26 protein-coding genes are annotated in these 24,585 nt (G+C 46.4%); 19 read left to right on the forward strand and 7 right to left on the reverse strand.

Annotated features, from left to right (window positions below; genetic code table 11):
- The first annotated feature begins 174 nt into the window (after positions 1 to 174).
- Genes yycF through DFP97_RS21000 form a run of 5 tightly spaced genes read left to right on the forward strand, consistent with a single transcriptional unit; the run spans position 175 to position 5,880 of the window.
- Entirely contained in the window at positions 175 to 936 is a 762-nt protein-coding gene (gene yycF / locus DFP97_RS20980; RefSeq protein ID WP_114382152.1) for a response regulator YycF, read from the forward strand.
- 2 nt (positions 937 to 938) lie between these two features.
- A complete protein-coding gene (gene walK, locus DFP97_RS20985) occupies positions 939 to 2,789 on the forward strand; it encodes a cell wall metabolism sensor histidine kinase WalK (protein WP_114382153.1) in 1,851 nt (616 codons plus the stop codon).
- The gene (locus DFP97_RS20990) at positions 2,786 to 4,255 is read left to right on the forward strand and encodes a YycH family regulatory protein (protein ID WP_114382154.1); all 1,470 of its coding nucleotides are present in this window, start codon (positions 2,786 to 2,788) and stop codon (positions 4,253 to 4,255) included. Before walK ends, DFP97_RS20990 begins: the two co-directional genes overlap by 4 nt.
- Positions 4,256 to 4,285: 30 nt before the next feature.
- Positions 4,286 to 5,041: a two-component system regulatory protein YycI gene (gene yycI / locus DFP97_RS20995; protein ID WP_114382155.1), complete on the forward strand. Its 756-nt coding sequence runs from the start codon at positions 4,286 to 4,288 to the stop codon at positions 5,039 to 5,041.
- Positions 5,042 to 5,073: 32 nt separating this feature from the next.
- Positions 5,074 to 5,880, forward strand: coding sequence for an MBL fold metallo-hydrolase (locus DFP97_RS21000; protein WP_114382156.1), 807 nt, complete (start codon positions 5,074 to 5,076; stop codon positions 5,878 to 5,880).
- Here DFP97_RS21000 and DFP97_RS21005 read toward each other — a convergent pair.
- On the reverse strand, positions 5,849 to 6,070 hold the full coding sequence (locus DFP97_RS21005) for a hypothetical protein (protein ID WP_114382157.1): 222 nt from the start codon (positions 6,068 to 6,070) through the stop codon (positions 5,849 to 5,851). The two genes, DFP97_RS21000 and DFP97_RS21005, sit on opposite strands and share 32 nt — an antisense overlap.
- A 260-nt stretch (positions 6,071 to 6,330) precedes the next feature.
- Here DFP97_RS21005 and DFP97_RS21010 point away from each other — a divergent pair, with 260 nt between their 5' ends.
- The 9 genes from DFP97_RS21010 (at position 6,331) to DFP97_RS21045 (ending at position 13,106) form a co-directional block, all read left to right on the forward strand.
- The gene (locus DFP97_RS21010; RefSeq protein WP_114382158.1) at positions 6,331 to 7,698 is read left to right on the forward strand and encodes a S1C family serine protease; all 1,368 of its coding nucleotides are present in this window, start codon (positions 6,331 to 6,333) and stop codon (positions 7,696 to 7,698) included.
- Positions 7,699 to 7,980: 282 nt separating this feature from the next.
- A complete protein-coding gene (locus tag DFP97_RS21015) occupies positions 7,981 to 8,148 on the forward strand; it encodes a CxxH/CxxC protein (RefSeq protein ID WP_114382159.1) in 168 nt (55 codons plus the stop codon).
- A 77-nt stretch (positions 8,149 to 8,225) separates the two neighbouring features.
- Positions 8,226 to 8,705: a 23S rRNA (pseudouridine(1915)-N(3))-methyltransferase RlmH gene (rlmH, locus tag DFP97_RS21020; RefSeq protein WP_114382160.1), complete on the forward strand. Its 480-nt coding sequence runs from the start codon at positions 8,226 to 8,228 to the stop codon at positions 8,703 to 8,705.
- A gap of 142 nt (positions 8,706 to 8,847) precedes the next feature.
- Positions 8,848 to 9,552: a hypothetical protein gene (locus DFP97_RS21025; RefSeq protein WP_114382161.1), complete on the forward strand. Its 705-nt coding sequence runs from the start codon at positions 8,848 to 8,850 to the stop codon at positions 9,550 to 9,552.
- Between the two features lie 11 nt (positions 9,553 to 9,563).
- Entirely contained in the window at positions 9,564 to 10,262 is a 699-nt protein-coding gene (locus tag DFP97_RS32140; protein ID WP_342773291.1) for a CD3324 family protein, read from the forward strand.
- 150 nt (positions 10,263 to 10,412) lie between these two features.
- Entirely contained in the window at positions 10,413 to 10,931 is a 519-nt protein-coding gene (locus tag DFP97_RS21035) for a GNAT family N-acetyltransferase (protein WP_147275077.1), read from the forward strand.
- A 154-nt stretch (positions 10,932 to 11,085) separates the two neighbouring features.
- The gene (locus tag DFP97_RS21040) at positions 11,086 to 11,673 is read left to right on the forward strand and encodes a uracil-DNA glycosylase (RefSeq protein ID WP_114382163.1); all 588 of its coding nucleotides are present in this window, start codon (positions 11,086 to 11,088) and stop codon (positions 11,671 to 11,673) included.
- A 178-nt stretch (positions 11,674 to 11,851) separates the two neighbouring features.
- Entirely contained in the window at positions 11,852 to 12,154 is a 303-nt protein-coding gene (locus DFP97_RS30440; RefSeq protein WP_147275078.1) for a hypothetical protein, read from the forward strand.
- 163 nt (positions 12,155 to 12,317) lie between these two features.
- Entirely contained in the window at positions 12,318 to 13,106 is a 789-nt protein-coding gene (locus DFP97_RS21045) for a TerC family protein (RefSeq protein WP_114382164.1), read from the forward strand.
- 167 nt (positions 13,107 to 13,273) lie between these two features.
- Here DFP97_RS21045 and DFP97_RS21050 read toward each other — a convergent pair whose 3' ends face one another.
- The 4 genes from DFP97_RS21050 to DFP97_RS21065 form a co-directional block, all read right to left on the reverse strand.
- Positions 13,274 to 14,140: an SDR family NAD(P)-dependent oxidoreductase gene (locus DFP97_RS21050; protein ID WP_181873614.1), complete on the reverse strand. Its 867-nt coding sequence runs from the start codon at positions 14,138 to 14,140 to the stop codon at positions 13,274 to 13,276.
- A 176-nt stretch (positions 14,141 to 14,316) separates the two neighbouring features.
- A complete protein-coding gene (locus tag DFP97_RS21055) occupies positions 14,317 to 15,147 on the reverse strand; it encodes a carbohydrate ABC transporter permease (RefSeq protein WP_114382166.1) in 831 nt (276 codons plus the stop codon).
- On the reverse strand, positions 15,147 to 16,019 hold the full coding sequence (locus tag DFP97_RS21060; RefSeq protein ID WP_114382264.1) for a carbohydrate ABC transporter permease: 873 nt from the start codon (positions 16,017 to 16,019) through the stop codon (positions 15,147 to 15,149). The genes DFP97_RS21055 and DFP97_RS21060 overlap by 1 nt, the downstream gene beginning before the upstream one ends.
- Before the next feature lie 71 nt (positions 16,020 to 16,090).
- On the reverse strand, positions 16,091 to 17,386 hold the full coding sequence (locus tag DFP97_RS21065) for an ABC transporter substrate-binding protein (RefSeq protein WP_114382265.1): 1,296 nt from the start codon (positions 17,384 to 17,386) through the stop codon (positions 16,091 to 16,093).
- Between the two features lie 170 nt (positions 17,387 to 17,556).
- Between DFP97_RS21065 and DFP97_RS21070 the strand changes: the two genes are divergently transcribed.
- The 3 genes from DFP97_RS21070 to DFP97_RS31665 are packed head-to-tail and all read left to right on the forward strand — an operon-like array spanning position 17,557 to position 20,886.
- Entirely contained in the window at positions 17,557 to 19,341 is a 1,785-nt protein-coding gene (locus DFP97_RS21070; RefSeq protein ID WP_245976489.1) for a sensor histidine kinase, read from the forward strand.
- A gap of 15 nt (positions 19,342 to 19,356) precedes the next feature.
- On the forward strand, positions 19,357 to 19,947 hold the full coding sequence (locus DFP97_RS31660) for a response regulator (RefSeq protein WP_245976491.1): 591 nt from the start codon (positions 19,357 to 19,359) through the stop codon (positions 19,945 to 19,947).
- A gap of 3 nt (positions 19,948 to 19,950) precedes the next feature.
- Positions 19,951 to 20,886 (forward strand): helix-turn-helix transcriptional regulator, encoded by a 936-nt coding sequence (locus DFP97_RS31665; protein ID WP_245976492.1) that lies wholly within the window; start codon positions 19,951 to 19,953, stop codon positions 20,884 to 20,886.
- Here DFP97_RS31665 and DFP97_RS21080 read toward each other — a convergent pair.
- Positions 20,881 to 21,321 carry a MarR family winged helix-turn-helix transcriptional regulator gene (locus tag DFP97_RS21080; RefSeq protein WP_114382167.1) on the reverse strand — a complete coding sequence of 147 codons (441 nt, stop codon included), beginning with the start codon at positions 21,319 to 21,321 and terminating at the stop codon, positions 20,881 to 20,883. The two genes, DFP97_RS31665 and DFP97_RS21080, sit on opposite strands and share 6 nt — an antisense overlap.
- Before the next feature lie 120 nt (positions 21,322 to 21,441).
- On the opposite strand from DFP97_RS21080, the gene DFP97_RS21085 reads away from it, so the two are divergent.
- Complete coding sequence (locus DFP97_RS21085; protein ID WP_114382168.1) at positions 21,442 to 22,029, forward strand: NAD(P)H-dependent oxidoreductase; 588 nt, start codon at positions 21,442 to 21,444, stop codon at positions 22,027 to 22,029.
- Here DFP97_RS21085 and DFP97_RS21090 read toward each other — a convergent pair.
- The gene (locus DFP97_RS21090) at positions 22,026 to 22,901 is read right to left on the reverse strand and encodes an arylamine N-acetyltransferase family protein (protein WP_114382169.1); all 876 of its coding nucleotides are present in this window, start codon (positions 22,899 to 22,901) and stop codon (positions 22,026 to 22,028) included. The genes DFP97_RS21085 and DFP97_RS21090 overlap by 4 nt on opposite strands.
- 146 nt (positions 22,902 to 23,047) lie before the next feature.
- On the opposite strand from DFP97_RS21090, the gene pdxR reads away from it, so the two are divergent.
- The gene (gene pdxR / locus DFP97_RS21095; protein ID WP_114382170.1) at positions 23,048 to 24,475 is read left to right on the forward strand and encodes a MocR-like pyridoxine biosynthesis transcription factor PdxR; all 1,428 of its coding nucleotides are present in this window, start codon (positions 23,048 to 23,050) and stop codon (positions 24,473 to 24,475) included.
- The last annotated feature ends 110 nt before the right edge of the window (positions 24,476 to 24,585 follow it).

Consider the following 24,585-nt stretch of genomic DNA (forward strand, 5'->3'; position numbering starts at 1 on the left):
AACAAGGAGTACCGCTCTCGCATCGGCTGAGACGGTGCTCCTTTTCTATTTGCATCAGCGCCGCCAAGCGCAGGAAAATCCTTGCAATCATGAGGGAAGTTTCATTGTGAAGTAACCATTAACGTGTGATAGAATAGAAGCATTACTAAGGACTAGCGACGGGCGGGTGTAGCGATGCACGGTAAAATATTAGTGGTCGATGACGAACAGCCGATAGCAGATATACTCAAGTTTAATTTGGAGAAGGAAGGGCATCGGGTCATTTGCGCCTTCGACGGCGGCGAAGCGGTTCGCCTTGCTTTCGAAGAGCAGCCTGATCTGATTTTGCTTGATTTGATGCTGCCGGTGAAGGACGGTATGGACGTATGCCGAGAGGTGCGTTCGAAGCTGCATATGCCGATTATTATGCTCACGGCCAAGGACACGGAAATTGACAAGGTGCTTGGGCTTGAGCTTGGCGCGGATGATTATGTCACGAAACCATTCAGCACGCGGGAATTGCTGGCGCGTGTGAAAGCTCATTTGCGCAGGCAGCAGAAGCCTTCAGCTGCAATTGCGGGACATAGCGGCGTTAATGGCGCTGCCGCCTTGGAAAGTCCTGCGGAGCAGGAGCAGCAGGGCTTCAAGCTGTTTAATTTGTTTATTGATACAGATATGTATGTCGTCTACAAAAACGGCGAGCCGCTTGATCTGACCCACCGTGAGTATGAGCTTGTCTATTACATGGCGCGCAACAGCGGCAAGGTGATGACGCGGGAGCATTTGCTGCAAGCGGTATGGGGCTTTGAATATTTCGGTGACGTGCGGACGGTCGATGTGACGATTCGGCGGCTGCGCGAGAAAATCGAGGATGATCCGAGCCGTCCCGATTATATTATGACCCGGCGGGGGCTCGGATATATGATGCGTAATTCCAAATCCGGAGGCTTCGGTTGAGGATGAAAGGCAAAAGCTTCTTCCGCACGATCCAAGTCAAGCTCGTTATCATCTACTTGCTGCTCATATTGGTAGCGATGCAGCTGATCGGCGTTTATTTTATCAGTACGGTCAAAAACTCGTTAATCGACAGCTTCACGAACAACTTAAAGGAGCAGGCCGATATTTTGTCTAAATTCGCTGCTCCAAGCTTAGCAGCGAAGCCGGATATAGAAGGCGATTCCATAGAGAGCACGACAGAGGATTTGAGCCTGGTCGTACGCAATTTGTTCAGTATTAGCGGAGCCGAGGTTCAGGTGCTGGACTCGAACGGCAAAGTGGTGGCAACCTCGCTGCAGGGAGATCAGTCGTATATCGGTAAGAAGAATAAATCGCTTGCCGTCAGCAGGGCGCTTCAAAACATACGGGATAATGAAGAAGAAATCATAGATGAAGATAATATCCGTAAAAAAATGATAGCGCAGCCTGTAACGCTGGGCGACAAAGTCGTAGGTGCAGTATATGTAGTGGCGTCCATGAATGATTTGTATGAGACGGTTAACCGGGTCAATCAAATCTTTTTCTCGGGTACGTTAATTGCGCTTGGTCTGACGGGCGTGCTCGGCATATTGCTGGCGCATACGATTACGAGTCCGATCCAGGGGCTTACAAAGCAAGCGGAGGCGGTTGCCGAAGGGAAATTCGATCTGAAGGTACCGGTGCTGGGCGATGATGAGATCGGCAGACTCAGTATGGCCTTCAATGATATGACCATACGCTTGAAGGAAGCTCTCTCGGTTAATGAGGAAGAGAACGAGAAGCTCGCTTCGGTTCTATCTAATATGAGTGACGGCGTTGTTGCGGCGGACGAGCATGGCAAGGTCATTGTCTGGAACCGCAGGGCGCTTGAGCTGCTCGATGTGAGAACCTGCGAAGGCTGCGAATTATCGGACCTGTTCGACCTGCCTCAGCAGAAGCTGCTTGAGCTGCAGCAGGGCCGCGGTCAAACGCTGCTTGTTTCCCGCGACGATACAGACGAGCAGGAGGCAAGCGGCAGCAGCGAAGGTATCCTTAAGGTAACGTTTACGCCGATTCACAGGCGCGACAAAGGAATTACCGGTACCATTGCGCTGCTCCAGGATGTAACGGAGCAAGAAAAGCTGGAGCAGTCGCGGCGCCAGTTCGTAGCGAACGTATCGCATGAGCTCCGGACGCCGCTTACGACGATTAAGAGCTACGCTGAAGCGCTCAATGACGGTGCGCTAGAGGAGCGGGAGCTATCCGAACGGTTCGTTGGCGTGATCAGCAATGAAACCGAGCGGATGATCAGGCTAGTAACCGATCTGCTGCACTTGTCGCGGCTCGATTCGAATCAAGCGCCGCTTAGACGGCGGCAGACTAACGTGCATGACATGCTGGACGAGGTTGCTGACCGGTTTTCGTTCCAGCTCAGACAGAAGTCCATCAAAGCAGCGGTGCGGGTAGAACACGGGCTGCAGTCTGCTTGGCTTGACCGTGACCAGATTGATCAGGTGCTCGATAATTTATTGTCCAATGCTATTAAATACACGCTGGACGGTGGAACGATTGAATTAACGGCGAAGAAGCCGGCCGATTCGGCATTGCTCGCGATTAGCGTCAAGGATACCGGTATCGGTATTCCTAAAAAGGATTTGAACCGGATTTTCGACCGTTTCTACCGTGTGGACAAGGCCCGCTCGCGCAATATGGGGGGAACGGGGCTCGGACTTTCGATTGCCCGGGAAATTGTAAAGGCGCATGGCGGCACGATCTCGCTCCATTCTGAACTGAATGAGGGAACGACGGTTACGTTCACCCTCCCGCTGCTGCAGGAAGGGAGTGAGCCGGCATGATGGAGAAGTTGAAGACGACAACGCTCATTGTACTTGTGGCGCTAAGCTTTCTGCAAAGCTACTTGCTCGCGTACAGTATGCCAGGGCTCGGAGCAACGGTAAGAAGCGATCAGGATTATGTAAATACAGAGCCCATGGGACCCGCAACGAGCGTGGAGAGCGTTATTTTCCCGGAGGAGCTAATCATTCATCTTGGCGGCAACCAGCATACGGTGATTTATCCGGGTACGCAGTTTTACGAGATGATCCTCAACCAGCGTATTCAAGGCAGGGAGTTCAAAGGATTTCAACGCAGTCCGTCCAACGTACTCAATTGGGAAGAAATTCGGAAAAATGATATCGGGATTGAGCTGCGGTTCGAAAATGGCATTCTGGTGGAGCTTCTGCAGAAGCTGCTTAAGCTGGAGGGCGATCTGTTGTTCTTGAATGAGACGATCGACCGCATCTGGATTTTCAAGACGTCGGGCACCGAGGAGATTCGGACGTTCTTCTTCAGCGCGGACGGTCAAATGGTGTATGAGTCGGTGCGAGCCGATCTGACCGTACGCGATGTGCAGGATTACGTAGGTTTTGGACAGTTTCAGCCGAAATATACGATGACGGCAGACGGGCTGTACATTCCTGTCGCGCCGATTCAGTCGACGGATATGGTGTTTCCGTATGAGATCTATCCGCCGGACTTGATGCAGCGCTTGTTCTTCGACCCGAGTACAACGAGGGCTTTCGAGGATCGAAGCGGCTCGCAAATATTTACGGATGGCAAGCGGGGACTGCAGGTGGAGCAGAACGGCATGTGGATTAGTTATACCGATCCGGCTGCGCCGCAAAGTATGGAAAACCTGCTAAGTGATAACGTGTACGCATCGGTCGATTTTATCAATCAGCATGGCGGATGGGACGGCGTTCACCGGTTCGTGAACCCTCAGCCTGGAGGCGAAGGCAAATACGTAAGATTCAAGCAGTATATGGAGCAGTATCCCGTCATCGAAACGCCGCCATTCCGATATGGCTACATGCGGCTGACGCTGCAGCAAGGCGAAGTAACGGAGTATTCGAGGTCGATGATTACGCTTGCGCCGCAATCAGAATCGCGCACGGTCAGATGGCTGCCTGGCGGCGAAGTGCTGGAGGAGCGGTTGAAAAAGCATGCGAGACGAGGTGAGGTGACTGCCTTGTTCCCGGCACTGCAGGCGTCGCCAATTGATGGGAAAAAGCTAAGGTTCATACCCGTATGGGCCGTGCGGTACAGCGACGGTACGGAAGAAGTGCTGATTGAAGCTTATCCTAAAGGCTACGAGCCTCCCAAGCAGCTTGAGCAAGACGTTACTTCAGGGGAAGGCGCGGCAAACGGAGTTTCGGCCGGGGCGGAGTCGTCCGTTGTCGGCGCCGTGCAGGGTGAAGTCAGTACGCTGGCTGCTGGCGGAGCGAGTGGGCTGCGATCTAATAAAGAGAGTTTTGTACAATAGAGTAAGAAGCTGCGGATGGGGGTAAAGGCGTTGGATTGGGGACGAGCGAAGAACGTGCTTATTATATCGTTTTTGCTCCTGAATATTTTGCTGGGCTATCAGCTATGGCTCGATATAAAGGTGCAGCTAAACGTGAATGTGAATACGGCTGAGCTGCCGCAGGACACGGTACTGCTGATGCAGCAGAAGCGCATTTCGCTGGAGGCCAATCTGCCGCTGGAAACGCCGAAGCTCGGGGATTTAACTTATTTGCTTCAATCGGATAGCCGCAAGAAAGCGGAGCCTGTTATACTGAATACACCGGCCGATAGTACGATCATTTTCACAAAATCGGAATTGGTGAAGACGCTCGGCAATTTTATACCGGAGCTTGATCAATATCAATTTGATTCGCTAAATAGCAGAGATGGCGTGTTCGTCCTGCATCGTGTGGTCGATGGCCTTCCGATGTTCGATGTGAAGCTTGAGCTGTATTACAGCAGTCAAAAAATAACAGCGTTTCAGCAGGACCGGGTCGAGCTGCTCGGAACGGGTGATGCCAGGCAGGTGCTGCCGGCAGCGAAAGTAGTAGCCAGCTTAATTGAAACATATCTGCCGGACGGCGCTGTCATTACCGATATCCAGCTTGGTTATCACGGTCAAATCTTTGACTCGGAGAAGCAGGTTTCGGCGCCGTCATGGCGTGTATTATTAGAGAATGGAAGTCCGTTTTATGTGCATGCGATTAGCGGGGAAGTTGCAACGGACGAAGAGCAAGGGGAAGCGGCAGCGAACGGTTTACGTTAACGGGAGCGGGAGAAGGGACAGGAAAGAGCAATATGGGACTGCGGTTTACGGTACTGGGAAGCGGGTCGACAGGCAATGCCACTATCGTGCAAGGAAACGAGAAGACAGTGCTTGTGGATGCGGGAATGAGCATGAAGAAGCTCGATGAGCTTATGCGTGAACGGGGCATAGCAGGCCATGAATTGGACGCGCTGTTCGTCACGCATGAGCATTCCGATCATATCAAAGGCTTGGGTGCTTTCGCCCGCAAGTATGAATTGCCGATTTATGCGAATGAGGCAACATGGGGCGCAATGGAGAGGCATGTAGGAACAATTGCCCCGGAGAAACGGGTATATATTGAAACAGGCGAAGAAGTGTCGTTCGGGTCGATGGTCGTACAATCGTATCCAATCTCCCACGATGCGGCGGAGCCGGTAGGTTACTGCTTTGTAGAGCAAGGCGAGAAGCTGAGTCTCGCGACCGATCTCGGGTATGTCAGCGAGAAGGTCAAACGTCAAATTATTGATTCGGATGTGCTCGTGCTGGAATCGAATCACGATACGGAAATGCTGCGCATGGGCAGATATCCGTGGAATACTAAGCGCCGCATACTCAGCGATGTTGGTCATTTATCGAACGTGGCAGCGGGCGAAGCGCTGCTCGAGCTCATGACGGACCGAACGAAACGAGTCTATTTGGCTCATTTGAGCCTTGATCATAACATGATGGATATAGCCATGATGACCGTGAATAATATATTGGAAGATCACGGAATATTTTATAAGAAAGAAGAGCATCCGCTGCGGGCAACGTACCACGACAAGCCTACGCCATGGGATGAAGTGAAGCGGAAATAAGTGATTCCAGCTGTGCATCCAGCGCATCGGCCTTGGCGCTCAGTTCTTCCCTTGTAATCAACCCTTTGTCTATGAACAACTCTAGCATTGCGCTCAGGGTTAAAACGGTACGGTAGTGGTCATCCTTCAAATCTGCGAGTTTTGCAGCGAGCTGCACATGCTCCCAAGCGGCGGGCGTTTTGGCTTTCATTACAGCATCTCTCCTTTGTCGTCTGGACGATAAACCGAGGCTCAAGCGTAAACGGCTGTCGCCGACCTTTGGAGGCGCAGCTTACGTTTCGCGGTGAAATATAAGCTTATTTATAAGTGTGAAACTTATAAGTTCTTATATTTTGAAAATAAATGTTCTTCATCGTCCGAATCTATTATTATTTTAGTCATTTATTCCGAAAACATTCCTAGAATGAAAAAATAGTCTTGATGTCCGGGGCATCGAGAGGAGAGATAGTAATGAGCTTATTCGACGATGATTTTTATTCGACCAAAGTTTCCAGGCGTGCAGCTCGCGAGAGCAAGAGAGAGGACTTTGTTTTTCCATATAGAAGCGGAGGACGCAAGTGGTCCAATGTTCGTATAGCCTTTGTGTCTTCCTTCACTAGCGCAATTGCCGCAGCCTTGCTGTTTGGCGTGTTTTTCGGCGGAGGGGACAGCACGAACAGCGTGGGAAGCGCAGTGACTGCATCAGGCGTCATTCAGACGGATGATCCGCTCGAGCGCCCGGTTCAAGCATCGGCGAAAGTTAGGCCTGCCGTTGTTAGCATCATTAATGAGCAGATGTTTCCGTTTGAAATAGGTAGCGGCGGGGCTTCTGAGGATAATGCGGAAGGGGAAGGCGCACTGCAGGAAGCGGGTGTCGGCTCAGGCGTTATTATCGACAAAAAAGACGGAAAAGCCATTATTGTGACGAATTATCATGTCATCGATAACGCGCAAGCGGTGAAGGCTGTACTGATGAATGGCGAGAAGCGGGAAGCCCGTATCGTTGGTAAAGATCAAATCACTGACCTCGCGGTGCTCGAGATTGATGCGAAGGGCATAGATGTCGTTGCGGAAATCGGAGATTCTTCGACTTTGAGGGCAGCAGAATATGTCATTGCAATCGGCAATCCGCTTGGTCTTGGCGAGTCGGTGTCCTCGGGTATCATTAGCAAGACGCGGCAAATTGTGCCGGTTTCACTGAATCAGGACGGCGTGTATGACTGGGAGCAGGAGGTCATTCAGATCGATGCCTCGATTAACCAAGGAAACAGCGGCGGACCTCTGATTGATTTGAACGGCCGCGTGATCGGCATTAACAGTATGAAAATAGCGGATTTGGGTGTAGAAGGCATCGGCTTCGCGATTCCGATTAACAATGCGATGCCGATCGTGGAAAGCTTGATCAAGCTCGGATACGTTTCTCGTCCCTATCTTGGCGTATATACGATGGACTTGGAGCAGTACTGGGAGCAGCAGGGCATGGAAGACGCGCAGCCTGAAGGCGCCGCTCCGGATGAAAAGGGTGCAGACGCGGACGGTAACGCTTCGAAGGATGATACCGATGCTGTGGAGGATGGGGCTGCCGAGCTTAATCTGCCGGATGAAGTGTATGATGGCGTAATTGTGCTTGAGGCTGTTGGTCCTGCTATGGATGCAGGTCTTGCTTTCAACGATGTCATCGTCAAGCTGGATCGTCAAATTATTGGCAGCACGATGGAGCTGCGCAAATATTTGTACGGCAAGAAGAAGATCGGTGACGAGATTGAGGTTACCTTTTACCGCGATGGGGAAATGAAGGTAACGAAGTTCAAGCTTGGCGAGAAGGAGAACGAGGAATAGCTTGTTTCGTCGATAGCGCCGCAGTGTGCGAATGGGAAACCGTTTGTGTGCTGCGGTGTTTTTTTGTGGGATGAAGTCGGTCGGTCAGTGAAGCGGTATGGGGCAGGGAGCTTTTTTTTGGAAAAAGGAGCATTCTAGGGTATTTTGTTCCTTTGGTCCACTATCCCTTTAGCTCAGGAGCAATCAGCAGTATTGCGTTCTTCACATGAGGCGGCGTTTTCTGATATGCTGTGTATAGACAGGTTGTACGATAATCAACTAGGGATAGGAAGCGTGTAGACAATGTATTGTGTGTGTAAAGAGCATATTGAGCGAGCATTGGATCGATTTGTGGACGAGTATGAGGATGCGCCGGATGTGGTGGATTTGAAGGAGACGCAATTTGCGGATTGGGATCCGCCGCGCAAGTGCGATTTGTGCGATGAGGCTGCTGCGTTTTTGGTGGTGTAGCTTGAAAAGCTGAGATTATAGAGGGATGTAGAGCGCGTGCATATGAATATCCGAGATTATAGAGGGAAGTGCAGCACATGCATATACAGATAGCTGCCGTAGGGAAGCTGAAGGAAAAGTATTTGGTTATGGGCATAGCGGAGTATGCCAAGCGGTTAGGGCCTTACGTGAAGCTTACGCTCACGGAAGTGCCCGATGAGAAAGCACCGGAGACGATGAGTCCGGCGGAGGAAGCGATTGTGCGTGAGCGAGAGGGCGAGAGGCTTCTGGCGCAGCTGAAGCCGGATGCGCACGTTGTCGCGCTCGCGCTGGAAGGCGAGCTCTGGTCAAGCGAGGATCTCGCGGACCAGCTCGATAAATTAGCCACGTATGGGCGGAGCCACGTGGCTTTTGTTATTGGCGGGAGCACGGGTCTGGCTCCCGCTGTTTTGAAGCGCGCCCAGCAGAAGCTGAGCTTTGGGCGCATGACCTTGCCGCACCAGCTGATGCGGCTGGTGCTGGTGGAGCAGGTTTATCGGGCTGTGAAGATAAACCGGGGGGAACCATACCACAAGTAACGGGAACTTTTTTTAGGGACTGTGTAAAGTTAGTTAAAGCTATTCATTGCCTATATTCCACACAAATCCAGTGATATCCTTACCCTATATCAGATGCGCACCTGATGAATCTTAGTTTGAGAATGGAAAAGGAGATAAAAAGATGGGTAAGGACAATGTCATTAGATCAATGCTTTCCGAAAAGGTAAATATGACGCCGAATGGTTTTGTTGCCGATCAATTAAACCCCGAAAAGTTTTCTGATTGTCACGAATTGTTTTTTGACAGGATCCTTGACATTCATTCTTCCGATATAACGGGAGTAGAGGGCTATGGACAGTTTAATGAGGATTGTAAAACGGAATATGGGACTTGCGGGGAATTTTTGATCGATACATTCGCAGAAGATAAAGAGGGGTACTGGTATAATTGGAGGGAAATGTTCGAGACAACGGTTCTCGAGCGAGAATTCTTCGAGAAGTACTTGAAGGAAATGAAGGACAGAATTCCTTATTGTGAAGGACAACGCTATCTGGTTTACAACAATACGTTTTTCGAAAATATGATCACGGACGGGAAGACGACGGTAGGGTTTCCTGACTGGAGCAGATCCGGCATCTGCGATTTCCTTCTTGATTTTGCAATTATGGACCTGAATAAGCCGTACTTGCACATCCCGGAATTGTTGTTCGATTATTGCAAGAAAAGAGACATCATCATACCGGATTTTCAAGAGAGATTCTTATGTATGGCTTATTATAAAGGGATCGATGTCTTGCGGTGGCATGCATCGATTGATGACACGGAGTCCTGCACGTCGATCATGAAATCCATAAGCGAACTGAAAGATCGAATTTACGCCTTATAGATGGTGATGGGATGAAATATGAAAATGCCAGCGATATAATCCCCGAGGAATTATTGAAAGAAATCCAGAAATACGCGGCAGGAAAACTTCTTTATATTCCTTCAGGGGAGGAAAAAAGGGCTTGGGGCGAAACGTCCGGCTACCGGGAACAATTGCGAAGGCGCAATCGAATGATTCGCAATAAGTACGCCCATGGGCTCACGGTTTCGGAACTTGCGGACAAATACTTCTTATCCTTGGATTCCATTAAGAAAATCATCTACTCGAAGAAAAATGATAAAATGTTAACGTATTCTCCGTCCGTAGAATCGGCTGTGAAATATGCGAATGCCGGGTTGATCGAAGAATGGATTCAATGCTATTTGCTGTTTACCCGGAAAGCTGCTCCCATTGTAGATGATCTCATGAAGGGAGATCCTCTCTATTTCGGAGTCGTTAAGTTTCCATTGCGTCTCATTCAGCGCGAAGGATACGATACCGGGGAGAACCTTTCAGGCGAAAGTGATGAAGATGTATCTACTCCCCCACCGCTTCTTATTCAATATGACGAAGGAAAGTTTTATTGCACCGTTCAGCAGGAGTTGTTGGCATCATTGAGACAATGCAAAGTAAATGCTTATCCGACCATCATCGTTTTGAAAGGAAATTCCGAGTATAAAAGATTCATGAAATACTATGGAAACATATTTATTTATGTTGATAAAGTATGATTTGTTAATGAAAGAAGAAACACGTGGGATAACCCAAGAAAGAGCCATCCTGCAAAGGTAGCTCTAAAACTTGCCGTTACAGATAGCGCGGTGAACCGTATCACAAATAGGGCGAAGTTTAGGATCGAAGAGGAGAGGGAGCCTTTGTTTTTGCGGGAGTGTCGATACAAGGAACATTTTGATGAATGTGTTCGATTGTTCATAGAACTGAAAGAGGATTTCGGCGAGAATGCCGTTGATGAGGAAATTATTAAGCATGCAATGAGCCTTGCATTTGAGAAGGGCAAAGTTTATATGGCGGAAAAGGCGCCGGGAGTGCCTGTCGGACTAGTCGGCTATACATTCGGCGATCCGGATGAGCAATATAAGGATCCGACGGTTGCTTTTGTATTGTTTACCATGATGATGCCAAATTACAGGAAATCGATGGCTTTTATCCAGGGGTTCGCCATCATTGCACAATTCCTTCAGGAAAGCGGTATTCGGGAGATGAGACTCAAGGCTTTGAAGAGCAATTTGTACACGAACAGGCTTTATTCGAAGTTCGCAGAACGCAAGGCGGAGGTTCTTAATATGAAAGGATTACCGTGTATCTTATATGCCGCGGACGTTTCAGAACTACAAGAACGGCTTCCGTCTTTGGGGAGAAAACGGTTGATTCGTTGTTGAGCATCTTGGAGCAATTTACTATTCCTCTCCAAGGAATTGGCAGATTCGACAGAACCTTTTCAAAGTACCTGAGCTGTAGCCTCAGGTTTTTCTTATAGTATGGGTTATGGACGGGCATAATGGGTACATTACTTGCAATTGGGAGGAGCCTAAGATGACAAAGAGTATTGTTGACCCTTTTGTGATCTTACCCGAAGAAGCAGCCCCACTGGGTGTGCAGCATTGTGAACGTTGTGAACTATCAAACCAGAGGGATCGAGTTATCTGGGGTGAAGGAAACCCTGAAGCTCCTATCCTGATGATTTTGGATAATCCGGGAGCACGGGAGGATCGACAAGGAAATTCGTTTCTGTGCGGTACTCGCGAAACGCTTCAATGCGGCATGAGGGAAGCTGGATTAGATACAGACTCGGTTTATGTTACTTATTTGCTCAAATGTAGACCGATCCGGTCCTATAATAAGCCGGAGGCCAGAGAAGCGTGTTCTCCGAATTTACAGATACAATTACAAGAAAAGAAGCCGCTTGTATTGTTGGGATTCGGGAATGTCGTGGCGGGAGCTTTATTCCCTCGGAACGAGAATGTCAGTGTAAAGGAATTAAGAGGGAGATGGCATGAGTATCAGGGGATTCCCATTGGGTTTACCTATCACCCGCTAGCAGTAAGAAGACGTCCGAATTTAATGAAGTTTTTCGTACATGATCTAATAGCTCTTAAGGAGAGGTGGAGAGAGTCCAACTAAATGGGGTGACGAATCCCATCTACTATAATGACTTCCTAAGTGGGAGTCATTTTTGTTTGAAAATTTTTCGTTTCAGATAGTGCGGTGAACCCTACCAAAAATGACGGTTAATTTTAGAAGGAACTGAACAACCAAGTTGAATGACTACTTATCATATAAGTAAAGTTGGTTGATTTCATTGGATTTTGAACAACGAAAGGCTTGGAATGAGAAACATAAGTTGTTAACAGAAATATTATTAAAACCCGATGAACATTCTCGAGCGGTTCAATTATTTCTTTCTCAACATGCCTTGCTGCACTCTTCAGAGGTTGGAGATGTGGGCAAACCAACATTGGAAGGCGAATTGCTAAATAATTTAGATGATATAACATTTAGAAAGTACTATGGAATAAGTTCTACTCAACGAAAGGATCCATATGGCAAAATTCTGGGCTGTAGATATTACGGTCTTCAGCTACTCATTGCTGCTGTACCATAAGTAGCGGCAAGTTTTTGTCGGTTCAGCTTGAAGGCATACGAAAAAAATTGAATTCCATCGACAACTTTTTACGTATACCTATTGTCGGGCAAGTGAACATTATCTACATATGACTTTGTTGGCTGCCTATACTTACTATGGTTATAGAAGGGAGAAATTCAAGTTGGAGTCATTTTGGTTAGAGTACGCGTGGGCTTTACTCATTCTTATCGGTTTGGAAGGATTGCTGTCGGCTGACAATGCGCTCGTGTTGGCAGTCATAGCGAAGCATTTACCGGACGAACAGAAGAAACGAGCGATCAACTATGGAATCATTATGGCCTTTGTCTTTCGTTTTGCTGCCCTCTTTGGGATATCCTTTATCGCGAATGTATGGCAGGTGCAGGCTATTGGTGCAGCCTATCTTCTATACCTAGGGTTAAAGCACATTATCCAAGCGCGTTTCGGTAAGAAGAATGAGAATATTCACAAAGACTTGAAGCAAGAAGCCGCAGGGAAAGGCTTTTGGCCTACTGTTGGAAAAATTGCGCTGGCAGACCTCGCATTTGCGATTGATTCCATTCTAGCTGCGGTAGCGATTGCGCTTGGACTACCAGACTCGCCGCTTGGAGGTTTCGGCGGTATGGACGGTGGACAATTTATTGTAGTGGTGCTTGGCGGAATCGCCGGCTTAGTCTTAATCAAATATGCAGCTACCTGGTTTGTGAAGCTGCTTGGCCAACGCCCGGCGCTTGAGACAACGGCTTACGCAATCGTTGCCTGGGTTGGGGTAAAGCTTGCCGTCATTACACTTGCCCATGAGGATATTGGGGTATTGGATCATCATTTTCCCCACAGTACGGGTTGGACTTCCGTCTTCTATGTTGTATTGGTAGCGATAGCCCTTCTTGGGTGGTTTGCACCCAGCAACAAACCTTCTAAGTCAGGCAATGTAACGGAAGATGCCGTGTAAAACTTATGTTGATCTGAATTGGGATTATAGAACGAAAGGATTCTAAAGCGGTTTTTTAACCTTTCAAAGAAAAGGCCATCCGGCAATGGATGGCCTTAAAACTTTTCGTTATAATAGCGCGGTGAACCGTACCACAAGTAACGGCAAGTTCTGAGGTATGAACTTTCTTAGTTTAAGTTGAGTTTCCCGTGTTTTTGCTCGATGAGATCTAATGTGATGTGAAGCAGTTTTTCTGATTGATTATTGTTTACGATAGATTGGGGAATATCCAATTTTTTGTATAGTTTGTAAGCAGTAAGAGAAGTTTCAGCCGGGAAGTCTATGATATTAATAATGGGTTCTACCGCTTTCTCAACGGGTTGTCCGATTATTCTATAGATGAACTTGACCAATATTTTCATCATCTTTTGATCGAATGCTTCCATAGCGCCTTTTGTTTGCACAGCTCCGGGATTGTACAATACATATTTGATATTCGTATACCCATTGGATTGAGCAAATGCCGCTCCGAGCATATCATTGAGCCTGCTTCCATGCATAATTGCTTTTATGCTATTAAAAGGCCTCTGCGTTTGTAACTGCAAATCATTCCATTTGATTTCCCCCTTTACACCTGGAGCGCAGACGTTAACAATGAGGGGGGCTGTACTGGCTATTAGTAAATTCCGGAATTGATAACTCAAAATAAACCGGCTCAAATAGTAGAGTGCAAAGTGGAATTCGATTCCGTCTTCCGTCTCACGAAATATTTTGCTGAACTTTTGAGATTGGGCGCAGAAAATGATAAGATCGATGTGCTTTACTCTTTTGCTCACTTCTTCTACAACCCGAATATTTTCAGAGATCATGCTTAAATCAGCTTGTAGAAAGATGAATCTTTCTTCGGATACCAGTTTTACGGCCTCTTTCTGTAAACCCTTACCCTTTTCGGAACTGCGCCCGATCACAAAGACACGTTCTCCATTACGTAAATAATGTAAAGCTAATTGTCTTCCAATCCCATCGGTTCCTCCCGTTATTACAATAGTACGCATAATACATATATCTCCTATCATTCGTCTCGATCAGGTGCAGCAATACAAAAAACTAACCGTTACAGTCAGTGATTATCACAAATAGGTAATACGGAGTTGAACTTGTATTTGAAAAATCATGCTGCGAATTAAGTTAACCCCCTATCCCGAATAATCCACGAATAGGGGGTAAGAGGTCAGCCTTTTACGGCACCAGCGGTAAGACCGCTGACAATATATTTCTGGGCAAATAAATATAGAATAAGTACAGGCAGAGAGGTGAGGACAAGATCGGCGAAGATTAAATTCCAGTCTCGACTGTATTTTCCGTAGAAATTGTAAACCGAAAGCGGCATTGTCCAGTTTGAGCTGTCGGTCAGAAAGTAAAGCGGAATTGTAATATCGTTCCAGACAGACATGAAAACCATGATGGCTACCGTGGCGTTAACGGGAACGATCAGTGGAGTAACAATACGGAAAAACACGTCGAACATATTGGCCCCTTCCAGGAAGGCCACCTCATCCAGAGCTTTCGGAATCGATTTAATAAAACCGCTATATAAAAACACGCTGAACGCAGTATTTAATGCCGAATAAATGAGTATGACGCTTGTAATGCTGCCGTAGATGCCCATCCATTGCAGGACCCGAATCGTCGTAATCATAGACATGGGAGCGATAAGCCCCATAAAGAAGTACAGATACAGCATGCTCGACCATTTTGTCTCTCTTCGCACAAGTATGAAGGAAGCTGCGGAAGAGGTAATAATATTGACGATTGAAGACACGCCAGTGATTAATAGGCCGTTCAGAAATGCTCTGCCAAGACCACCCTCCTTGAACACCTGCGTGTAGTTCGAGAACATCCATTTCTCAGGAAGCTTTAGAGTGAAACGAAGCACCTCGGAACTTGTCATGAAGGAACCGAAGATCATCATTAATAAAGGTAGAATAATCGTAAGCGAGGCAAGGATCAGCAAGCCCTCGACCAGGTAGTTGCGAAACGCCAGTTTGCGTGAGAAGCCCATTATTCTGTAACCTCCTTGCGCCGCATGAAAATAAGCAGTGGAATTGAAATGATGGTAACAATCACAAAAAGAAGTGTGTTGACGGCTGTCCCTAGTCCCCAGCTTCCTTCCCCGAATGCCCGAAGAATGATGGTTCCCACGACCTGGGAAGCGTTACCCGGCCCGCCGCCTGTTAGAACGAACACCTCCGAAAACACTTTTAGTCCGCCTATGAGCGTCAGCATCAGATTAATGTTAATGGCAGGCAGCAGGAGTGGCAGAGTAATCTTAGAGAAGCTCATCCAGGCTCCAGCCCCATCGATGGTCGCCGCTTCGTAATATTCCTTGGAGATGGACTGAAGTCCGGCCAAATAAATGGCCATTTGAAACCCGGTATGCTGCCAGATGGAGACGGCGGCTATGGTCCAGATGACAATCGAGGGATTGGTCAGCCATGCCTGACTGAACGAGTGCAGTCCCACTGCCTCGAATAAACTATTGATTGTACCTTCCGAACGCAGCAGCGGCGTAAATACAATGCTTATGACCAAGACGCTTAATATGGAGGGGGAGTAGAAAATAGCCCGGAGTAAGTTTTTGGACTTCAGCCGCATATTTAACCCGATGGCCAATGCTATGCCCAATACATTCTTGCCAATAACCGTGACAATCGCGAATATAAACGTGTTCTTGATCGCCAAAACGAGCGTTTTATCTGTAAAGATTCGATTAAAGTTGTCCCAACCAATAAAGTGAATGGCTTCCCGGTCGAGCCGCCAATCTGTAAAAGAATAAAATAAGCCCACGATAGCCGGAAGAACAAAAAACAAAGAATAAATGAATAACGCAGGGAGGATTAAATAGTAAGAGTACAGGCTTTTTGAGATCTTCATTTTTTCACGCTCCATAACAGCTTGGGGCAGAATAAAGCCCGGGGGCTCTATTCTGCCTGGTGTTCCGTTCATTAGAAACCGGCAATGCCTTTATCCTTCATCAGCTGGTTGAACTTGTCGTTCCAATCTGCCAACACTTCCTCAGGCGTTTTGCCTCCTGCAAACTGATCCTGCAAGCTTCTGTACAGCTCACTTCGGTCAACTAACATGTAAGCATCCGTTGTCAGTACTGTTTTTTGTGGAGTAATGTACTGGTCAACGATCTCCTGCTTATAATCCGGCAGCTTAGGTGTCGTAACATCATTGAAGTTGGATACATAGCCTTGCTGGTCAACGATCTTCTGAGCCACTTCCTTCGAGGCTACAAAATCCAGGAACTGCTTTGCTTCGGTCATGTGCTTGGCTTTCTTCGGAATGAACAACTGACCGCCGAGAGGGCTCGCGCCAAGGCTGGCTCCTTCTGAAGAAGGAATTGCAAATAGTCCCAGGTGAATGCTTGGATCTTTCTCGGCAACATTCTCGATGAGCCAATCGCCCATGAACATCATAGCTACTTCTTTGTTCAGGAATTTGCCTACGGCCATATCGTAGCTGTCGCTTAGAATATCTGTATTTGTGTAACCCTTCGCATACACATCGTATTGTTGCTGGAGAAATGTTGCGAATTCCGGAATGTCGGTCCACTTCTTACGATTCGCGTTCAGGTCATCAAACAATGTAGGATCGTTTTTTGCTGCATAATCAGCGAATGCTGCCGCCGGCCAAATGTTTGCAGCCCAGTTATCCTTGAAGGGCATAAAGACTGGCGTGATTCCGCTTGCTTTGATCTTCTCGCATACCGCTAGAAATTCTTCAAAATTTTGCGGGATCGACAGGCCCAGCTCCTTGAACATATCCTTGTTGTAGACAACGCCTTGCATCCCTGTATCCTGGCTTACATGGAAGCTGTAAACATGCCCGCTGGCAGAAAGTACATCTTTGTTCAGCAGCCGGCTTACCCATGGCTCGTTGTCGAGAATTTCAAAGTTCCGCTCGAGATTCAGGTCGGTTGTAGCGCTGGCTAGATTGTACTGGATAATATCAGGCGTCTCGTTCACCGCCAGCTTCGTCTGAAGCACGGTAGCCGTTTGTTCGGCGGGAAGTAGTTGAAGATTAACATGGATATTCGTTTTTGCTTCAAATTCATCAAGCAGATCCTGGGCGACGAAAGCGGAATCCTGCGAGCTTTTGGAAATAGCCAATTCAATTGTTACTTTGCCACCATTATCATTGCTTGAAGAATCTTCGGACTTAGAGTTACCCGAGCCGCAAGCGGACAGTGAAACCGATATCAACCCGGCAATCATAGTGATTGCCATTCTCTTCATTTTGTAGTTCAAAGCTAATTCCCCCTGTGTTGAAATGTGAACGAATTATTCTTAAGTGGTTACAGGTTCGATTATAGACGCTCTTCCCCTCGGGGTACATGTTTGACATTTACCATTGTTGTGTAATATTCTGAACCGGATTAGAATCTAAGTGCGCAAGGAGGAGAACGTTGGCTATTTTGAAAAAGAGACTCGGGAATGGCAGGTATCAAGCCAGCCTTCAAACGAAGTTCATATTGACGTTTATTTTCCTGCTTTTGATTGTGCTCGCCTGTTTTTTGGTTTATGTAAACTGGCAGGTTATCAAGCCTCTTAAAGAGAAGACCGAGAATGAAAAATTAATGATGGCCGCGAAAGTAAGCGACCAGTTAGACATTTATATCAACAGTCAGAATCAGCTTTCACAACGTATTTTATCCAACAAGGAGATTTTCACTTCCTTATCGGGTGGAATCCAAACCTCTCAACCCTTAGAGGGGTTGGCCCGAAACCGAAAGCTCAAGGACATTATGTTTCAGGCTCTTGGCCCGAGCATGAACATTCGGGATATGATCATTTACGATATTCAGGGTACGGAAATCGCAGCTTTTATCGGTTACAATGACAATCCTCATTCCCTCAAATCTTTCCTGGAGGATGGTTCGGCTATAGGAAAGTGGAGCGAAAATAGTTATATCTTATCCCGCCAGCAATCAGGTCTCGTGTCGTTTATCCGCGCGATTATGAACCAGAATGGGGAGGTCTTTGGCTATTTATTGATTCAGCTGGATCAGGCTTTTTTGCAGATGTCCGCGGACGGTGTTGCGGTCGGAGACGTTATCATACTCGATCAAGAAGGCCAGAAAATCTCGAGCTCGCGTAATGCGGAAGCGGATAAAATGGTGCCCGGCCTCTTAAAGCCAACCGTGACCAGCGGGATGTATATGGACAGCCTCCAAAACTATATCACCTATTACAAGTCACCAGTCACGGGATGGACAACCTATGTTGTGACGCCGAAGCAGTCCGTACTTGGACCCGTTAATTCGGTCAAATACCTCTCCATATTGCTTATTACATCATTAATGCTGTTCTCTTCCGTTTACATTTATTTTTTCACCAGAAATCTGCTCCTGCCGATTCGTAAGCTTCGCAGTCAGATTCTGCGCATCAATTACAGCAATATGAATGTAAAGGTAGACAGCCGTTCTCATAATAATGAACTTTTATTGCTTAACGTAGCTTTCCAGGAGCTTCTCGAACGGCTGCAGCAGTCCATTGAGAGAGAAAAGCTGGCTTTGCATGAAGAAGTAATGGCCAGAAACTCAGCGCTGCAGGCGCAAATTGCTCCCCATTTTATTCACAATGTGCTTTATCTGATCAGTATCGCCGCACAGGAGGGCAAGAACAATGTGGTGTCGGACATGTGTAAGCACTTGTCGGACAGTCTGCGCTATATTGTGTCGTCTCCTTACCATCACGTCACAATGGCCGATGAATTAGAGCATACGAGACATTATTTGTCTTTGGTTCAACAAAACTATGAGGATGATTTGCAGTGGGAGATCATTGCGGATGAAACGGCGGCGTTTATTCAGCTGCCCCGGCTGGTCATTCAGCCGTTTGTGGAAAACTGCATCGAACATGCTTTCAAAAACACGGACACGCCTTGGCATATTTTGATTAGGGTTAAGTTATATAACGGGGTATGGGTTATCGAAATCAGCGATAATGGAGACGGGTTTGAAGCGGATAAAATCAAGGAGATATTGGCCAATATTCAAGAATCCGATTCAGGAGTACAAGAATTTCATACGTACACCTCAGGAATTGGAAACATGGGTATCATCAACACGGTAAACCGGCTTAAGCTGATGTACAAAAACCGATTGTTTTTCAATCTATACAACAATTCGGGTGCAGGTGGAGGCGCCACTATTCAGATTATCGCATCGCTGACGAAGGATTTCTACTGATTGGGAGGAAGAACCATGTATACCGCATTGATCACTGAGGACAGCAAGCCGATCCTGCGCAACATTAAAGCGCTTCTTCAATCAACGGATTTGCCGATCTCTATCGCAGCAACCGCCTCCAACGGTGAAGAAGCTCTCGAATATATGAGGCAGCATCCTGTGGATATATTATTGACCGACATTCGAATGCCGAAGATGGACGGTCTTGCTCTTATCGAACAGGCTAAGCACATCTATCCTCAATTGAAAGTTGTACTTATCAGCGGATATAACGATTTCGAGTATACACGCAAAGCACTGAATTTACAGGTTTTCGATTACTTGCTCAAGCCTGTCGAGCGTCATCAGCTTCTGGAGGTAATGGAACGAATTATTGTCCAATTAAACGAGGGGCAGGTTAGCGACACTGAAATATTCAAGGAAATTCTTGATCCTCATTTCCGGCTGGAGCTGAAGTTAGGGCCGGATTTTCACAATCTGGCTAAGATTCCGTTCATACTCTGCAAGCAGCCGTTTACTCCAGGATTGGTCAAGTGGGAGCGGGAGTTCTTGCAAGCACGCTTAAGCGAAGCTTTCGCTCCGTATGACTGTTGGGTGTTACCGTAGAAAATGCATCAGCAGTTTTTTGTTCTGATCAATGCCTCAATTATGAAAAATTATCCTTCGGTCATTGAATGTATGGATTCAATCCGTCGGCATCTGCTTGCTCACGGCGTTCATGCATCAATTGGCGGCCAATTTCAGACGGTAGCGCATGACCAGCTATCAGAGTCCTACCAGATGATGTCCCGGTTATTAAATAGGCAGCTATCCATTGTACCCCCCCTGCTTTTGGATGCCAGCTATCAGGCTTCTCAAGGAACGGCTGGAAATGGTGATGTAGAGAAGCATGCGGAATCCTTCGCGGAGATGATCCGCCAGCGTCAGAAGGAGCGGTTCACGTTGAAGCTTTCAGAGCAGTTGAAGAAATGGCAAAGCGAGAATGTCCGAATATCCGAGCTGGAAAGGTTCATATCGGTGATGACCGATACTTTCGGCACCTTATTGTCGGAGCGAAATCCTTGGAGCAGGCTGGAGCTGGAAGAGAAATCAAAGCAACTGTTTATGAAGGATAGTTACGCCGAATTCTGCGATGAACTGCTTATCTGGACTGAAAAATGCTACGAAATGCTGCAAGCGCAAAATAGAAAGAGCGGGTATGAATTGTTCCAGCAAATCGACGGATTCGTACAGATGAATATGTTTTCGCACGTGTCCATAACCGATTTGGCGCTTAAGTTTCATGTGAGCCCTTCTTATATCAGCCGGATCATTAAAAGATATTCACAAAATACCTTTGTGCACTACTATATGAACCTGAAAATCAAAGAGGCTTGCAGGCTTTTGGAAGACAAACCCGATATGAAAATCAAGGAGCTGTCGGAAGCGTTATCGTTCAGTGATCAGCACTACTTCTCCAAAGTATTCAAGGAATATACAGGCTGCAGCCCTACAGAGTACAAGGACAAGATGAAGGGCGGGGGAGATTCATCGAGCTTGTTATGATTTGCCTGAATAAAACAATTTGGTGTGGAGCACATCCAAGGCGCGTTCGATTTCTTCCAGTTCTTCTTGGGATGCATCTTTTAACCGATGCATAAAACGGGCTTCGATTCGGGTAAAAGCGTCGTTCATCATGGCTTCCCCTTCCGTGGAAAGTCGGACATATTGCTTGCGGCGATCTTCAGCAACGGCAAATTTTTCGCACAGATTTTTTTCGCTTAATTTCTTTATTTCACGGCTTGTATTCGGCATCGACATATGCTGACAATCGCTAATTTGGCTAAGGGTAACGGGCTGGCTAACCGCTATATATTCAAGAATGCTGTATTGCACAGGGGTTAGGTCATCGGACTTAACATCCTTAGTCACTTCATGGGTTACTTGATGTACAGCTGTTAAAAAGGCTACAAATTTATGAAAAAAATCTTTATTGTCCACAGGGATCACCTCTTATTGACACGATAACAAAATATTTATCATAAAACAATTATCATTTGACAACTAAAAATGAGATATGTTACGATTTGCTTATCAAATGATAAGTAAAGAGGTGGCAAGGTGAAAACGCTTGTTATTTATACACATCCTAATCATCAGAGTCTAAGTTATGCATTTTTGCAAAAGGTCATCCAAGGAAGCGGCGAGAACCCCAATATAACGGAGATAAAGGTGCTGGATTTATATGAGGAGGGGTTTAATCCGGTCCTGATTTTCAATGAGAACAAACGCAGAAGGGATATGCACGCCGATCCCGGGCTGGCAAAGTATCGGGAGCAAATGATATGGGCCGATAAAATCGTTTTCGTATATCCGATCTGGTGGGGGCGGCCTCCCGCTATGCTCATGGGGTATATAGACCAAATGTTTGCTTCAGGTTTTGCCTACAAGGATAAGGGCGGACTTCTGCCAGAAGGACTATTGAAAGGGAAGTCGGTTGTTTGTGTTTCAACGATGAAGGGACCGGCGCATTATCCTTTATTATGGTTGAATAATGCGCACAAAGTATTAATGAAGAGAGCCTTGTTTAATTATGTCGGTATTAAAAAAGTGAAGTTTTTTGAATTTGGGAATATGGAAAGTCCAAAGGGAAGGCAAGAAGAAAAATTAAATAAAATATATCGATATTTCAAGACACTCGACCGCTAAGAGCCTTTGGAAAGTCTAAGAGATATTTTCCATTCTTCATGAATGAATCGTGCTTTTTTCCATAATTCGTCCCGTTCATGGCTGCTATAGTTAACCAGGCGCTCGCCAAATACATCTCCTAGGACTTCGAGCCATCGTGATTTTGTGGTAAGCTCTGTCCTCTCAACGCCGCTATTCTCTCGTTTGCTCCATATACAACCTTTGAGTTCATTGCTTCCGGCAGCATGCCTTTGCCTGACCAGAAACATGTTTATCCAAGGTGAATCTGCAGATCGGCTGTAGTGGTCATGCTTCGGTTTAAACTCTTCAAGATCATCTACAACAGCAGGGTCAAAATCCACTCCAGTAAATGATCCCAGAGGATCATGCTCTAAGCGCCAACCATTCCTAACTACAGAAGACTCTGTAACTTTATAAATAAAAGGACCCTGATTATAAATACCGTATTGAAGGGGAAGCGGCTCATACGGCATATCGCCTAGTCCAACATCAATAATCCATTTTTCTTCCTCTAGTTGTTGATTTACTAAATGGACAGTGAGTCCAAGGTGAAAAGAATTAACTCTTGGCTCGGCTCCAGGCGGTTGAACTCCAGCACGATGCAAAGAAACCTTGTAACCTAATGAGCGGAGAAGCACGCTAAATGCTCCATTCAAATGAAAACAATAACCGCTTCTATCGTTTAAAATCAGTTTAACGGATTCACTAAAATCGATAGAGGCGGGTTTTCCAGCAAATATGTCAACCGTTTCCCAGGGAATGCTTTTTACGTGAGCTTTATGCAGTTCAAACAAATATGATTTTGTAGGAGCCTCAATATCCGTAATGCCTATTCGGTTTAAATATGCTTTAACTTGTTCTTTCGTTATCATATACTCGTTATCACTCCTACTCGATTCGTTTTTCTATTCGACAATTGTATTTTGATGGAAGCTATAATAAACTTTAAAACAGAACTGACCCTTAATAAATGGTCAGTTTTTTGGTTTTTAAAAAGGCAATGGCGCGAGGTGTTTTTATGTTCGATATCCTAATTACAGAACAAACAGATCGACCGCTGTACATGCAGCTATATATGCAAATTCGCAATCATATTCGAAGCGGAGTCATTTCGGACGGTATGCGTCTGCCTTCCGTCAGATCGTTACAACAGCATTTGAACATAAGCAAAACGCCCATTGAGACGGCATACCAGATGTTGTCGGCTGAGGGGTATGTGGTCAGTAAACCGCGTTCCGGGATTTTCGCGATAAATCCGCATGAGATAAGATCCTCTTTACGGAAAAACGATGTTTCCGATCATCCTCCAGCAGACCTGCAGCAATCCGTCCGGACTGACGTACCTCAGAACTATCTCATTGATTTCCATACCACTAATGTAGACAAAGATATGTTTCCTGTTCGGACCTGGAGAAAAATACTTCATACTGTCCTTGAAAATAATTCAGAAAGCATTGGTCAGCGTGGAGACCCACAGGGGGAATATGGTTTACGGAGTGTTTTGACCGATTACTTAAGAAATGCAAGAGGCGTTGTCTGTTCACCCGAACAAATCGTGATGGGTTCTGGCATTCTATACAGCATTGGCATTCTTACAAAACTCCTGAAAGGCATTCAACATGTTGCATTTGAGGAGCCGGGTTTTGCACCGGTACGGGAACTGTTCATAGAGCACGGCTATCAATTGATTCCGGTTTCCGTTCATGATAAAGGGATTTCACTGGAAGAATTGGAGAACAGTAAAGCTCAAATCGTCTATGTCACCGCCTCTCATCAATTTCCTACCGGCAGCATTCTACCCTATGCCGAGCGAGAGTATTTGCTTAGCTGGGCGAATTTAAGAAATGCTTACATCATAGAAGATGACTATGACGGAGAATTTCGTTATTTCGGCAAACCGATCCCCTCTTTGCAAAGTCTTGACCGTCAGGGTAGGGTCATCTATATTGGTACATTCTCGAAGGCATTTACACCTGCAATGCGCATGAATTATATGGTTTTACCCATGGAATTGTTAATTAAGATGAAGAGCATACAGCATCTGCTATCCGGTCCCTCGCGTATAGAACAATGGGCCATGCAATCATTTATCGAACAAGGGCATTGGTACCGTCACATTCGCAAAATGCGCAAAAAATATCGGGAGAAACATCGCCGATTGATAGAATTGATACATACCTATTTTGCGAAAAGTGTTGATATTAAAGGGCATAGTGCAGGGCTCCACATTCAAATGAGCGTAAAAACGGACCGAACTGCAGAAGAATTAGTAACATTGGCTGCGAATGAGGGCGTTCGGGTATATGATCTTAACAGTATGTGGTTAAATCGAAGTCAATCCGGGTATCCCCAAATCTATTTGGGTTTTGGCGGAGTTAGTGAAGCCGAGATGGAAACCGGCATCATCTTATTAAGAAAGGCTTGGTCCTGCATTCTTGATGAGTAGCTTGTATCAACATGAATGCAGGGAAACTGCTTTTTAAGGTTTATCTTGACTGTAAATGGTAGTTATACATATAATTACTCCAAATACGAAAACGTTTGCGTAAACGTTTA

It is taken from the genome of Paenibacillus prosopidis (genome assembly GCF_003337375.1).
In the GTDB taxonomy this organism is placed as follows: Bacteria; Bacillota; Bacilli; order Paenibacillales; family Paenibacillaceae; genus Pristimantibacillus; species Pristimantibacillus prosopidis.

What these genes read in the sequence shown, in the direction of transcription:
- pdxR (WP_114382170.1), top strand. Translation starts at nt 23,048, where the DNA reads ATGTTCGATATCCTAATTACAGAACAAACAGATCGACCGCTGTACATG.
- DFP97_RS31665 (WP_245976492.1), top strand. Translation starts at nt 19,951, where the DNA reads ATGCATCAGCAGTTTTTTGTTCTGATCAATGCCTCAATTATGAAAAAT.
- DFP97_RS21040 (WP_114382163.1), top strand. Translation starts at nt 11,086, where the DNA reads ATGACAAAGAGTATTGTTGACCCTTTTGTGATCTTACCCGAAGAAGCA.
- DFP97_RS21055 (WP_114382166.1), bottom strand. Translation starts at nt 15,147, where the DNA reads ATGGGCTTCTCACGCAAACTGGCGTTTCGCAACTACCTGGTCGAGGGC.
- DFP97_RS31660 (WP_245976491.1), top strand. Translation starts at nt 19,357, where the DNA reads ATGTATACCGCATTGATCACTGAGGACAGCAAGCCGATCCTGCGCAAC.
- DFP97_RS21005 (WP_114382157.1), bottom strand. Translation starts at nt 6,070, where the DNA reads ATGAAAGCCAAAACGCCCGCCGCTTGGGAGCATGTGCAGCTCGCTGCA.
- rlmH (WP_114382160.1), top strand. Translation starts at nt 8,226, where the DNA reads ATGCATATACAGATAGCTGCCGTAGGGAAGCTGAAGGAAAAGTATTTG.
- yycF (WP_114382152.1), top strand. Translation starts at nt 175, where the DNA reads ATGCACGGTAAAATATTAGTGGTCGATGACGAACAGCCGATAGCAGAT.
- DFP97_RS21015 (WP_114382159.1), top strand. Translation starts at nt 7,981, where the DNA reads ATGTATTGTGTGTGTAAAGAGCATATTGAGCGAGCATTGGATCGATTT.
- DFP97_RS21065 (WP_114382265.1), bottom strand. Translation starts at nt 17,386, where the DNA reads ATGAAGAGAATGGCAATCACTATGATTGCCGGGTTGATATCGGTTTCA.
- DFP97_RS21000 (WP_114382156.1), top strand. Translation starts at nt 5,074, where the DNA reads ATGGGACTGCGGTTTACGGTACTGGGAAGCGGGTCGACAGGCAATGCC.
- DFP97_RS32140 (WP_342773291.1), top strand. Translation starts at nt 9,564, where the DNA reads ATGAAATATGAAAATGCCAGCGATATAATCCCCGAGGAATTATTGAAA.
- DFP97_RS21050 (WP_181873614.1), bottom strand. Translation starts at nt 14,140, where the DNA reads ATGCGTACTATTGTAATAACGGGAGGAACCGATGGGATTGGAAGACAA.
- DFP97_RS21090 (WP_114382169.1), bottom strand. Translation starts at nt 22,901, where the DNA reads ATGATAACGAAAGAACAAGTTAAAGCATATTTAAACCGAATAGGCATT.
- DFP97_RS21025 (WP_114382161.1), top strand. Translation starts at nt 8,848, where the DNA reads ATGGGTAAGGACAATGTCATTAGATCAATGCTTTCCGAAAAGGTAAAT.
- walK (WP_114382153.1), top strand. Translation starts at nt 939, where the DNA reads ATGAAAGGCAAAAGCTTCTTCCGCACGATCCAAGTCAAGCTCGTTATC.
- DFP97_RS21010 (WP_114382158.1), top strand. Translation starts at nt 6,331, where the DNA reads ATGAGCTTATTCGACGATGATTTTTATTCGACCAAAGTTTCCAGGCGT.
- DFP97_RS21060 (WP_114382264.1), bottom strand. Translation starts at nt 16,019, where the DNA reads ATGAAGATCTCAAAAAGCCTGTACTCTTACTATTTAATCCTCCCTGCG.
- DFP97_RS20990 (WP_114382154.1), top strand. Translation starts at nt 2,786, where the DNA reads ATGATGGAGAAGTTGAAGACGACAACGCTCATTGTACTTGTGGCGCTA.